7 protein-coding genes are annotated in these 12,880 nt (G+C 60.6%); 6 read left to right on the top strand and 1 reads right to left on the bottom strand.

Annotated elements, in window-relative coordinates; all coding sequences use genetic code 11:
• Positions 1-217: 217 nt before the first annotated feature.
• The 5 genes from AB3347_RS05155 to AB3347_RS05135 all read left to right on the top strand — a co-directional run bounded on the left by AB3347_RS05155 (position 218) and on the right by AB3347_RS05135 (position 10,619).
• Positions 218-3,142, top strand: a complete 2,925-nt coding sequence (locus AB3347_RS05155) for a ribonucleoside-diphosphate reductase subunit alpha (protein ID WP_369090708.1) — start codon at positions 218-220, stop codon at positions 3,140-3,142.
• A gap of 188 nt (positions 3,143-3,330) precedes the next feature.
• Positions 3,331-4,440, top strand: a complete 1,110-nt coding sequence (locus tag AB3347_RS05150) for a ribonucleotide-diphosphate reductase subunit beta (RefSeq protein WP_369090707.1) — start codon at positions 3,331-3,333, stop codon at positions 4,438-4,440.
• A 206-nt stretch (positions 4,441-4,646) separates the two neighbouring features.
• Positions 4,647-7,718 carry a DEAD/DEAH box helicase gene (locus AB3347_RS05145; RefSeq protein WP_369090706.1) on the top strand — a complete coding sequence of 1,024 codons (3,072 nt, stop codon included), beginning with the start codon at positions 4,647-4,649 and terminating at the stop codon, positions 7,716-7,718.
• A 293-nt stretch (positions 7,719-8,011) separates the two neighbouring features.
• A complete protein-coding gene (locus tag AB3347_RS05140) occupies positions 8,012-9,703 on the top strand; it encodes a PQQ-dependent sugar dehydrogenase (protein WP_369090705.1) in 1,692 nt (563 codons plus the stop codon).
• Between the two features lie 109 nt (positions 9,704-9,812).
• Complete coding sequence (locus tag AB3347_RS05135) at positions 9,813-10,619, top strand: hypothetical protein (RefSeq protein ID WP_369090704.1); 807 nt, start codon at positions 9,813-9,815, stop codon at positions 10,617-10,619.
• On the opposite strand, the gene AB3347_RS05130 is transcribed toward AB3347_RS05135, so the two are convergent.
• Positions 10,616-11,017, bottom strand: a complete 402-nt coding sequence (locus AB3347_RS05130) for a response regulator (RefSeq protein WP_369090703.1) — start codon at positions 11,015-11,017, stop codon at positions 10,616-10,618. The genes AB3347_RS05135 and AB3347_RS05130 overlap by 4 nt on opposite strands.
• Positions 11,018-11,233: 216 nt before the next feature.
• Between AB3347_RS05130 and AB3347_RS05125 the strand changes: the two genes are divergently transcribed.
• Positions 11,234-12,880, top strand: coding sequence for a glycosyltransferase family 4 protein (locus tag AB3347_RS05125; protein ID WP_369090702.1), 1,647 nt, complete (start codon positions 11,234-11,236; stop codon positions 12,878-12,880).

The following is a 12,880-nucleotide window of genomic DNA, read 5'->3' as shown; positions in this document are numbered from 1 at the left end:
GAAGCAACTAGAGTTTGACCGCCGTTCAGGTTCGACTTGAAGCTTGCTCCGCAAGCCACTGATTCAACAGCGATTTCTACCCTGCCGCATTGCGCTCTTGCTTGGTTGCCAGTAAGAAGTTCCATCTGGCGGGGTATCGCTTTGCTTAAAATTTTGTCGGCTTGACAAGTCCGGCTAAGACAAACCACGGCAGGTTCGGCTGCCCACTGGAGGCTCAATGCAAACAGCACAAGACATTTCGATCAATCCGCACGTCGCACCCGGCGCGTCGGCCACTGCCACTCCGGCGGAGATCGCTGCGCGCGGTGACTACCGTGTCATCCGCCGCAACGGCGCCGTGGTCGCTTTCGAGCCGCACAAGATCTCGGTCGCGATGACCAAGGCCTTCCTCGCCGTCGCCGGCGGGCAGGGCGCCGCCTCGGCCCGCATCCGCGAGCTGGTGGAACAGCTGACCAACAACGTGGTGGCCGCGCTGGTGCGCCGCCAGCCGAACGGCGGCACCTTCCACATCGAGGACGTGCAGGACCAGGTCGAACTGTCGCTGATGCGCTCGGGCGAGCATGACGTCGCGCGCGAATACGTGCTGTACCGCGCCAAGCGCATGGAAGAGCGCAAGGCCGCCAAGGAAGCGCTTGGTGGCGCCGCCGTGGCCGCACCGCAGATCAATGTGGTCGACGGCGGCCAGCGCCGCGCGCTCGACGTGAACGACGTCTACGCCCTGGTCAACGCCGCCTGCTCGGGCCTGGAAAAGCACGTCGACGCCGACGCCATCGTCGCCGAGACCCTGAAGAACCTGTACGACGGCGTGCCGGTCGAGGAGCTGCACAAGTCGGCCATCCTGGCCGCCCGCGCCCTGATGGAAAAAGACCCGGCCTACAGCCAGGTCACCGCGCGCATCCTGCTGCACACCATCCGCAAGGAAGTGTTCGGCAAAGAGGTGCCGCAAGCCGGCGCCGCCGCCGAATACATCACCTACTTCCCGCAGTACGTCGCCAAGGGCATCCAGAACGAGCTGCTGGACGAAGCGCTGGGCACCTACGACCTCGAGCGCCTGGCCAAGGCCATCGTCGCCGACCGCGACCTGCAGTTCGGCTACATCGGCCTGCAGACCCTGTACGACCGCTACTTCCTGCACGTGCGCGAAACCCGCATCGAGATGCCGCAGGCCTTCTACATGCGCGTCGCGATGGGCCTGGCCCTGCGCGAAGCCGACCGCGAAGCGCGCGCCATCGAGTTCTACAACCTGCTGTCGTCGTTCGACTTCATGAGCTCGACCCCGACCCTGTTCAACTCGGGCACCCGCCGCTCGCAGCTGTCCTCGTGCTACCTGACCACCGTCGGCGACGACCTGGAAGGCATCTACGACGCCATCAAGGAAAACGCGCTGCTGTCGAAGTTTGCCGGCGGCCTGGGCAACGACTGGACCCCGGTCCGTGCACTGGGCTCGCGCATCAAGGGCACCAACGGCAAGTCGCAGGGCGTGGTGCCGTTCCTGAAAGTGGTCAACGACACCGCCGTGGCGGTAAACCAGGGCGGCAAGCGCAAGGGCGCGGTCTGCGCCTACCTGGAAACCTGGCACATGGACATCGAGGAATTCCTCGACCTGCGCAAGAACACCGGCGACGACCGCCGCCGCACCCACGACATGAACACCGCGAACTGGATTCCGGACCTGTTCATGAAGCGCGTGATGGAAAAGGGCTACTGGAGCCTGTTCTCGCCGAGCGAGACCCCGGACCTGCACGACAAGGTCGGCAAGGCCTTCGAAGAAGCCTACGTCGCCTATGAAGCCAAGGCCGCGCGCGGCGAAATGACCGTGTACAAGAAGGTCGAAGCACTCGACCTGTGGCGCAAGATGCTGTCGATGCTGTTCGAGACCGGCCACCCGTGGATCACCTTCAAGGACCCGTGCAACATCCGTTCGCCGCAGCAGCACGTCGGCGTGGTGCACTCGTCGAACCTGTGCACCGAGATCACCCTGAACACCAGCGCCGACGAGATCGCCGTCTGCAACCTGGGCTCGGTGAACCTGCCGCAGCACATGAAGGGCGAAGGGCTGGACCACGCCAAGCTGCAAAAGACCATCCGCACCGCGATGCGCATGCTCGACAACGTCATCGACATCAACTACTACGCCGTGGACAAGGCGCGCAATTCGAACCTGCGCCACCGTCCGGTGGGCATGGGCATCATGGGTCACCAGGACTGCCTGCACATGATGCGCGTGCCGTTCGCATCAAGCAAGGCAGTCGAATTCGCCGACAAGTCGATGGAAGCGGTCTGCTACTACGCCTACCTGGCCTCGACCGAACTGGCCGAAGAGCGCGGCCGCTACGAGACCTACGAAGGTTCGCTGTGGGACCGCGGCATCCTGCCGCAGGACTCGATCAAGCTGCTGGCCGAGGAACGCGGCGGCTACCTGGAGCAGGACACCAGCGAATCGATGGACTGGAGCGTGGTGCGCGAGCGCATCAAGCAGTTCGGCATGCGTAACTCGAACTGCGTGGCGATCGCCCCGACCGCGACCATCTCGAACATCATCGGCGTGTCGGCCTGCATCGAACCGACCTTCCAGAACCTGTACGTGAAGTCGAACCTGTCGGGCGAATTCACCGAGATCAACGCCTACCTGGTGCGCGACCTGAAGGCGCGCGACCTGTGGGACGAAGTGATGATCGCCGACCTGAAGTACTTCGACGGTTCGCTGTCCAAGATCGACCGTGTGCCGCAAGACCTGCGCGACATCTACGCCACCGCGTTCGAAGTCGAGCCGAAGTGGCTGGTGGAACAGGCTTCGCGCCGCCAGAAGTGGATCGACCAGGCCCAGTCGCTGAACATCTACATGGCCGGCGCCTCGGGCAAGAAGCTGGACGAGACCTACAAGCTGGCCTGGCTGCGCGGCCTGAAGACCACCTACTACCTGCGCACCATCGCGGCGACGCACATGGAGAAGTCGACCACCCGCACCGGCGCCCTGAACGCGGTCCCGGTCTCGGGCGGCCTGTCGGCCGGCCACGCGGCGCCGGCGGCAGCGGCTCCAGCAGCTGCGGCGCCTGCCTCAGCACCGGAAGTGGTGGACGGCGCCGCCTGCTACCTGCGTCCGGGCGACGCCGGCTTCGACGAGTGCGAGGCTTGCCAGTAATCCAATGAGGTGAAAGCCGGCCCGATCGCCGGCTTTCACCGTCAAGCGCAACCGTCGTTCCGGCGAAGGCCGGAACCCAGGTCCGCGGCACACCGCCGGCGCCTGGGTCCTGCAAGATGACGACGAACAACCGAACAAATCCGACTGTCCGCCTCGCGCGGACGCAGTCACGAAAGAAGGAACACACCATGCTCTCCTGGGACGACGAACCAAACACCGCATCCGCCCCGCGCGCACCACAAGCCACCGGCGAAGCAGCAGCTCCGGCCGCCGAAGTCGCCAAGCGCGTCAACGCCGACGACAAGCGCATCATCAACGGCCAGACCGACGTCAACCAGCTGGTGCCGTTCAAGTACAAGTGGGCGTGGGACAAGTACCTGGCCGGCTGCGCGAACCACTGGATGCCGCAGGAAGTCAACATGCAGCGCGACATCGAGCTGTGGAAGAGCCCGAACGGCCTGTCGGAAGACGAGCGCCGCCTGGTCAAGCGCAACCTCGGCTTCTTCACCACCGCCGACTCGCTGGCCGCCAACAACATCGTGCTGGGCACCTACCGCCACATCACCGCACCGGAATGCCGCCAGTACCTGCTGCGCCAGGCTTTCGAAGAAGCGATCCACACCCACGCCTACCAGTACATCGTCGAGTCGCTGGGCCTGGACGAGAAGGAAATCTTCAACGCCTACAACGAGATCGAATCGATCCACGACAAGGACCAGTTCCTGATCCCGTTCATCAACGTGCTGACCGACCCGGAATTCAAGACCGGCACCCTGGAAGCCGACCAGCAGCTGCTGAAGTCGATCATCGTGTTCGCCTGCCTGATGGAAGGCCTGTTCTTCTACGTCGGCTTCACCCAGATCCTGGCGCTGGGCCGCCAGAACAAGATGACCGGCGCCGCCGAGCAGTACCAGTACATCCTGCGCGACGAGTCGATGCACGTGAACTTCGGCATCGACCTGATCAACACGATCAAGATGGAAAACCCGCAGCTGTGGACCCCGGCCTTCCGCGAAGAGCTGAAGGCCCTGTTCCTGCAGGCCGTCGAACTCGAGTACCGCTACGCCGAAGACACCATGCCGCGCGGCGTGCTGGGCCTGAACGCCCCGATGTTCAAGGGCTACCTGCGCTTCATCGCCAACCGCCGCGCCGTGCAGATCGGCCTGGAGCCGCTGTTCCCGAACGAAGAGAACCCGTTCCCGTGGATGAGCGAGATGATCGACCTGAAGAAGGAGCGTAACTTCTTCGAGACGCGCGTGACCGAGTACCAGACCGGTGGTGCGCTGAGCTGGGATTAATATAAAAAATATTCTTAAACCGTTAGTGCAATACTGAAGCCTGATGTTCATCATCAGGCTTTTTTTATGCTGTTCGCATAGAGCATCGCAGCTATAGGTACAGACTTAAATCCACAGAATTGGCTGTAAGGCAATATGAAGAGTGCGAGAATTTAGGCCCTAACTAAAGACTGCAGTATATTGCTCACTGATTAAAAGGAACGAGAATGAGTAACGACGGAGTTGCAATCAGCACAGACGGCGCAGCGCTTGGATTCGATGAGAAACTATGGAATTTTCTGCGCACCTGTCAGCGAGAGAGCGTTAAGTCGGCAATCCTGTACTCTCAAACTCCAAGTTCTGCGTCACCTGTTCAATCCTGCTTGATAAGTCTGCCAACCGGGGCCGGAAAATCGGGTGTTATTACTGTCCTTTCTCACCTTGTCAAGCAAAAAAAGGTTTTGGTCCTCTGTCATAGAAGAGCGGTATGCAACCAACTGAAGAGTGACATTGCAGGAAAATTCTTAGATCGATCAGGAACATCTATTCCTCGAAAGAATGTTTATTCAGATGTTAATTCGATAGCTGCGGACGGAATATATGTGACAACTTTCCAAATGCTAATGTCTCTTGATGCGGCATCGCTCATATTGCTGAAAACTAGCTTCGATTTAATTATCGTTGATGAGGGGCATTCCGAGCCATCTCCTGTTTGGCGTACTCTCGTTAGAGGTTCGTTAGCTCATAAAATTGTCATAACAGCGACGCCCTATCGAAACGATCTATTTCAATTTGATGTGTCTCCAACGTCTAGCTATGTATACACATTTGCTCAGGCACTGGAGGATCACATATTGTCGGAGCCCAGTTGGGAGTCCGGCAGCGAGCAGGATTGTGTGCAAAAAACCCTCGATTTCCTTCAATCAAACCCAGATTTAAAGTGCATCGTAAAGTGTAAGACTTTTGAAGATGTGGATCGATACTTCACCAAGTTTTCTGCTTATGTGCCTACGCTTGCTATACATGAAAGATTTGTAAATGATCCGCGCCACGATGTGAAAACATCTGTACCAAAAAATATTTCGAAAGAGAATTATAAAGTATTGGTTCATCAACATAAGCTTGATGAAGGTATAGATATTCCTGACGCTAAATTGTTATTATTGACGTATCCAGTCGGAAGCGGTCGCGAACTTGTGCAAACTGTTGGGAGAGTTGTAAGAAGGTATCAGGAGTTCACGCCTCTGGTTTTAGAAGTAGCTACCAGTTCAAATTTCTCGATGTGGTCGAGCTATCGAGCGTTTGATTTGTCGTTAAGATCCCAGCAGGGAGTCGAGAAATTCTTGGCATCCTTGAACACGGCAAGACTCATCGAGCTCTACTTGGATGCATTCCCGTCACATAGTTACCATGAAAATCGATTTGTTGAGAAATTTGATCTGAACGATTTTGATCCAGACGCTGTACTTAGCATTCCAACTGCGTCAGTATGCTTTTTTAATTTCAAGTCTGAATTTGTAATTGAAAAGGCTGCTGATACGCTGTATTGGCGCGCGGCAAATCAGGGTGAGCTTAGTAAAGTTTATAAATCTAATTCAACCAAAATAATTTTGGTTTTATCGATATCGTTCCGTAAATCACGATTTTTGGTGAATGAGTTGTTCTTCGAGCCATCGCTTGAGCTTACGCTTGTTCGACAATTAGAGAATTCTGTTGTCGCTGTCTTCGATAGTCGAGGCCGCTCGTTTGCATTTGATTCTGAGCTCCATATCGATTCACCATTAAAGCAAGAGCAGTTGCTCAAGGTGATGACGTTAGGTGCAGCTGTTAGGCCTAAAGAGGCTAGCACTCGCTCGATAAGCTCTGCTTACAAACGACCAGAGTCAATGCATATAAAGGGTAAAAATCTAGATAACTTAGGTGGGCAGCAGCAATTTTCCTCTTACCGCATGTCTACGATTAAATGCGATACGCTCGACAGCTTAGGGGAGAAATCCGGAAGTTATTATGTTGGTGTCGATGCGGGGCGAATTTCAGATCAAAAAGATAGGAATTTTAGCTTGGCTGACTTGGATGAGTGGTTCGAAATAATCCAGGAATGTCTTAACTCAAATGCGGAAGTTGATAGCAGGGTAATGCGGGCGTTTGCTAAGCCTATTGCTGTCGATACGTCTATGGTAGCAGATTCACTCATTCTGGATTTGACCAGTGAGCAATCTCCCATAGAGGTAAGTGTGAATGGCCACGCCTTCACAATAGACAATGACTTTATATTTTATAACTATAAATCCGGATTTTTGTTGAGCTCAAAAATTCCAGAATCAAAAATTACGATCAGTCTCAAGGTTGAAGCACCATACGTGGAACTTCATTCTGCATATTCGATTGATTTTCCTTCGTCCGATCATGAGGCCGATTTCTGTAAATTTCTAACTAGCCGTTTACATAAAATTTTATTCCAAAATGGTGTGGCTTACTCAGGTGGAAGGTTTTTTGAGACAACTCTTCCAACTCAGAACGGCTTCTCCATAGCAAATTCTGAACTTGCTGGGGTAGTCATTCCTTTCTCAGAATTGCTTAAGCCGGGCTTGACGGAAAAAGGTGATCGAGATGGGGTCATTAAAACATCTAACGATGAATTTTCTTCTGACTCTGTGTTCTATCTGATCGACAAACTTAAAAACTGCTCAAATCCAAGTTCGACAGTAACGGATCTTGGTCCATTTTACCCGTATGCTGGCGCAGTGGATTACATTCTTTGCGCCGACATGGGGACGGAGCCGGCTGACTTCATATTAATGTCGCCGGAGAAGGTAATTTACGTACACGTTAAATGCGGTGAATCATCGCAGAGACCTCAATCATCGGCCGGCGCGCTTGCAGAGGTCGGTTCTCAAGCCACCAAAAATCTTGAGATGTTGATTACTAGAGATATGAATCTGAAAGCGGGAAATTGGTCTCAGCTTTTATCTGAGTGGCCTACGGCGAACTCACCCAACAAGTTGCCTAACCGAATAAGACTTTTTGATAAAGCGAGATTCGACAGTTCAATAACTCCAGTTGAACCGGCCCTAGAGCGATTGTGGAGCATTTTGGCTATGCGGCGAAGAAATATTGGCGTCCGTAAGGAAATATGGATCGTTGCGGCGAACAGTTTTTCAGTTTCTGACTTCGAAAATCAAATGGCGTTAGGCGCTAAGGCAAGGCCAGAATCACTTCAAGCGTATCAGTTGCTTCAAGGGTGGATTTCTGCAGCGGCTGATCTAGACGCTGAATTGAAGATATTTGGTTCTCCGTAAGTTTTCGGCTTGGTTCTTTTGCACATCTTAAAATGAAAGCCAGTTCTTCTTTCAAGTTTTTTCCCAAAGATGAAGGCAAGAGTGCAGCGTACCTTTTGGACGACTCCAACCGTATTCTATTTTTAGTTGGGTTTAAGTTGATTTGTGTCTTGGTGATTTAGTATGGTGCGGTCGCGTGGTAGTTTGGGTTTCTGGGGCTGAGTAGGTTAGCTGACGAGATGTGTAGCTGGTCAACATACGAGGACGAGTTAGCTTATGATCAAGGATTATTCCGCCCCAAAAGGAGAACTTCTTTGCAAGTTAAGACCATGACGCTGCATGCCGCGCTGCTCGCAAGTCTGGCAGCGTCGTTCGACGCCGATGCTGCGTCCATCGCCGGCCAGACCACCTTCCAGAACAACTGCGCCAACTGCCACAGCGTCGATTCGAACCTGTCCTCGCGCGCCGGCCCGGGCCTGTTCGGCGTCCTCGGCCGCAAGGCGGCAGGCGTCCCCGGCTATCACTACTCGCAAGCCCTGATAAAAGCCGGCGCCGCCGGCAAGACCTGGACCCGCGAAGACCTGGACCTGTTCCTGGCCGACCCGGCCAGGAACGTGCCCGGCACCACGATGCCGGTCGGCGTGCCGGACAAGCAGACCCGCGCCGCGCTGGTCGACTACCTGGCCGGCCTGCAAGGCCCGGTCACCGCCGCGGCGCCGGCCAAGGCGCAAGTTTCGGCAGAACGCAGCGGTTCCTGGGACGACAACCAGCCCGGCCGCATCCACCACATCAAAGTGACCGACCTGCCGCCGCCGTTTGCCACCAGCAGCGCCGGCAACGGCCCGCGCGTCGAGGCGCGCCCGAACGGCAGCATGCCGACCGTGCCGCAGGGCTTCGCGGTCAGCGTGTATGCCGTCGATGGCGACAAGCCGCGCCTGCCGCTGCGCGCGCCGAATGGCGACATCTTCCTGGCCGCCACCGCCAAGGGCGAGATCAAGGTGCTGCGCGCGAAGGACGGGCAGGCCAGCGCCACGCCTGAAGTCTTTGCCACCGGCTTGAGCCGCCCCTACGGCATGGCCTTCTGGCCATCCGGCGCCAATCCGCAATACCTGTACGTCGCCAACGTCAATGCGATCGTGCGCATCCCCTACCGCAACGGCGACCTGAAGGCGCGCGGCGCGCCCGAGACCGTGGTGGCGCAGCTGTCGGAGACCAGCGGCGGCCACACCACCCGCACGCTGGCGTTTTCAAAAGACGACAAGACCCTGCTGCTGTCGATCGGTTCGGCCACCAACGTCGCCACCGAGATCGGCGCCACGCCGCCGGAACCGATCGCGCAGTGGGAAGCGAAGCACGGGGTGGGCGGCGCCTGGGGCGTGGAGACCGACCGCGCCACCGTCATGGCCTTCGACCCGGACGGCAAGAACCGCCGCACCTATGCCACCGGCCTGCGCAACTGCGTCGGCATGCTGGTCCATCCGGGCACCGGCGACGTGATGTGCACCGTGAACGAGCGCGACGCGCTCGGCGACAACCTGCCGCCGGACTACCTGACGCGCGTGAAGCAGGGCGGCTTCTATGGCTGGCCGTGGTACTACATCGGCGACAACGAGGACCCGCGCCTGAAGGGCCAGCGTCCCGACCTGAAGGGCAAGGCGATCGTGCCGGACGTGCTGATCCAGTCGCACTCGGCGCCGCTCGGCATGGCGGTCTACCAGGCGCCGAAGGGCGCGAAGCACGCCTTCCCGAAGGAATACGAGGGCGACGTGTTCGTGGCCCTGCACGGTTCCTGGAACCGCGGCGTGCGTACCGGCTACAAGGTGGTGCGTGTGTTCATGAAGAACGGCGTGCCGACCGGGCAGTACCAGGACTTCATGAGCGGCATGGTGCTGAGCGACCGCGAGGTCTGGGGGCGTCCTGCCGGCGTGGCGGTGGCGGCCGATGGCGCCCTGCTGGTGGTCGACGATGCCGGCGGCACCGTCTGGCGCATCGCACCGCAGCGCTGAAGCACCCTCCAAACCCGTCGCAAGACGGGTTTTTTCATTGTTGAGCTTGGTCATCACCCGTCGGGTTTCGCTGCACTAAGGTGAGCGGATGCCCATCATGGAGGATGCGATGAATGTCAGGGAAACCCCGCGTGCGGTGGCACGCACGGTGGAATGGGAATTCACCCAGTCGACCTATGCGCCGGTGCTGGCCGACGTGCCCGCCGCGCTGTTCCCCTGCTGGGCGCAGACTGCGCACCGGGAGTTCCCCGGCATCCCGCGCGACGCCGCGTTCTATGCCCAGGCGGCCGAAGGCCTGATGATGTTCTTCGATTGCGCGGCCGCCGCCGCCAGCCCCTGCGCGCTGCCTTCGCGCGCGGCCGACTCGGTCTGGCATGCCTGGGCGCGCCTGGATGCGGCCGGCCTCGACGCTTTTTGCCTGCGCCACTTCGGCCGCGCCATCCCGCATGTGGAGCGGACCCGCATGAAGCAAGGGGAGATGGGGCGGGCGCTGGCGGTGTGCCTGGTGCAGGCGCGCCGGCGCGCCTCGCAGCCGGCCGCCGGCAGCCACCTTCCACGGCTGTTCGCGCTCGACCTGCACGTGGGCATGCCGGGCGGCTTCGGCTACCGCAGGATCGGCGGCCTGGTCGCCTGTTCGGTCCTGGACGAGTTCGGCAATCCGGACGGCAAGCCGCACTTCCCGGACGCGTTGACGCCCTACGCCCTGTACCTGGCGGGCCTGGTCAGCAAGGCCGAGTACGAGCAGGCCACCATGGAAAGCCCCTCCGCGCGCGCGGACGGCGCCGGCGGCATGATCGGCTTCATGGGCTTGCTGGAGGGCGAGGGCGGGCGCGAGGAGGGCGACAGCGTGTGCGGCGATGGCGACAGCGGCGGCAGTTCCTGCGGCAGCGGCTGCTGCTGCGGCGGCGACAGCTAGATGAAGGGCCGCAGCGAAATCTTCAGCAGGATCGCGAACTCGTCGAGGTCCATCGCCTTGGCGAGGTAGTTCGACGCGCCCAGCAGCGAGGCGCGGATCCGGTCCGACTCGACCGGCAGCGCGGTGAGCACCACCGCCGGGATGGCCTGCAGGCCGGGAGAGCTGCGGATGTGCTTGAGGACGCCGAAGCCGTCGACCGTCGGCATGCGCACATCCAGCAGGATCAGTCCGATCTGGCCCGCCGTGCCGGTCGCCTCGGCGCGGCGCAGCAGCACCAGCGCCTCCTCGCCGTCATGCACATGGACCACGGGGTTGTGAATGCCGCAGCGCCGCAGCGCGTGGACAGTCAGCTCCGCGTCCAGGGGACGGTCTTCGATGAGCAGGATATTTTCGGACATAAGCCGAAAATACTAGCCGTACCGGCAAAAGGGCCGCGCACAATTGATGAGGCGGGGCCAAGCTGCCGGGCGCGCTCCGGCTCGGCCGCGTCGACGGTGTGTGCCGTCGGTTCGCCAACGCCATGCTTGCGCCGTGCCGCCGGTAGCGCGGCTATGATGGCCCGACCGGTCAGCCCGACCCGCGCCGGCGCGGGTGGCGTGGCCACAGGAGACCGCATGCTCGAGAGCTTTGCCCTGCACTACCTCCCCGAGTCCTATTCCATTGCCGGCCAAAAGCTGATGGGCCGGCAGTCGGCCGGTGTCGGCCTGCTGGGCGCGATCGCGCGCGATGAGGTGGTGCGCGAAGTCGGCTGCTTCGCCGCCGAGCGCAGCCACGCCGACGCGTGCGAAGCCGCCCTGCGCGAAGCGGGTTTCGGCGGCGCGGTGGACTGGGTGCCGCCGGCGGCGCCGCAGCGCCTGGAACGCTTCGGCTGCCTGCTGCATCCCGGCCCCGGCATCGAACGGCTCGCCTGGCGCAGGCTGGCGGCGGGCGAGCAGCGCTACAGCCTGTGCGGCATCACGCACGGCATCGCCTCGCACGAGATGATGAGCCTGGTCACCGGCCTGCTGACTGCGCCGGTGCGCAGCTGGGACGCCATCATCTGCACCTCGCGCGTGGTGCGCGACAGCCTGCGCGTGCTGGTCGAAGAGCAGGCCGACTACCTGCGCACGCGGCTGGGCGCGCAGCGCTTCGAGCTGCCGCAGCTGCCCCTGATTCCGCTCGGGGTGCATTGCGCCGGCCTGCGGCCGGATGCGCCGCGCCGCCACGAGGCGCGGGCGCGGCTCGGCATCGGGGCCGACGACGTCGCCTTCCTGTACCTGGGCCGGCTGTCGCTGCATGCCAAGTCGCATCCGCAGCAGATGTTCAGCGCGCTGGAGCGCGCGGACAAGGGCGGACGGCGGGTGCACCTGATTATCGCGGGCTGGTACGCGGGCGAAGCCACCGAGGCCGCGTTCCACGAGGCGGCCGCGCTGCTCTGTCCTTCGGTGCGCCTGGTCGGACTCGATGGGCGCGAGCCGGACAAGCAGCTCGACGCCTGGGCCGCGGCCGACGTCTTCACCTCGCTGGCCGACAACGTGCAGGAGACCTTCGGCCTGGCCCCGCTGGAGGCGATGGCGGCCGGGCTGCCCTGCGTGATCTCGGACTGGAACGGCTACCGCGACACGGTGCGCGACGGCGTCGACGGCTACCGGATCCCGACGGTGATGCCCGGTCCGGGCGCGGGGCTCGACCTGGCCTTGCGCTACGACGACGGCGTCGACAGCTTCGACATGTACTGCGGCCACGCCAGCCAGGCGGTGGCGCTGGACGGCGCCTTGCTGGCGCAGGCCTACGAGCGGCTGGTGTGCGACGCCGACTTGCGGCGCAGGCTGGGCGAGCAGGCGCGCAACAGGGCGGAGACGGTGTTCGACTGGCGCGTGATCCTGGGGCGTTACCGCGCGCTGTGGGAAGAGCTGGCCGAACGGCGCCGCGCCGATTCCCGCCTGGCGCCGCCGCTGCCCGCGCGCGCCCCGGACCGCCCCGATCCGTTCCGGTTGTTCGCGAGCTATGCGACGCGTCCGCTGACGGCGGCCTCGCTGGTGGAGCTGGCGCCGGAGGCCTCGCTGGCGCTGGTGAACCAGTACCGCGACCTGGCGATCAACCGTTTCGCGTCGGCCTCGCTGCCGACGCTCGAGGACTTCGGCCGCCTGTTCGGGGCCATCGGACCGCAGCCGGTGGAAGTGGAGGAGCTGGTCGACACGCTCGGCCCCTGCGACCGCCCGACCTTGCTGCGTGGGCTCGCCTGGCTGTGCAAGATGGACCTGTTGCGGGTCGTCGAATGA

It is taken from the genome of Massilia sp. X63, assembly GCF_041023745.1.
Taxonomy (GTDB): Bacteria; Pseudomonadota; Gammaproteobacteria; order Burkholderiales; family Burkholderiaceae_D; genus Telluria.
The sequence above is the reverse complement of the archived record's forward strand: the minus strand, read 5'-3'. Positions and strand labels throughout refer to the sequence as shown.

Coding starts and splice junctions, on each gene's coding strand:
- AB3347_RS05150 (WP_369090707.1), top strand. CDS start 3,331: ATGCTCTCCTGGGACGACGAACCAAACACCGCATCCGCCCCGCGCGCA.
- AB3347_RS05125 (WP_369090702.1), top strand. CDS start 11,234: ATGCTCGAGAGCTTTGCCCTGCACTACCTCCCCGAGTCCTATTCCATT.
- AB3347_RS05155 (WP_369090708.1), top strand. CDS start 218: ATGCAAACAGCACAAGACATTTCGATCAATCCGCACGTCGCACCCGGC.
- AB3347_RS05145 (WP_369090706.1), top strand. CDS start 4,647: ATGAGTAACGACGGAGTTGCAATCAGCACAGACGGCGCAGCGCTTGGA.
- AB3347_RS05130 (WP_369090703.1), bottom strand. CDS start 11,017: ATGTCCGAAAATATCCTGCTCATCGAAGACCGTCCCCTGGACGCGGAG.
- AB3347_RS05135 (WP_369090704.1), top strand. CDS start 9,813: ATGAATGTCAGGGAAACCCCGCGTGCGGTGGCACGCACGGTGGAATGG.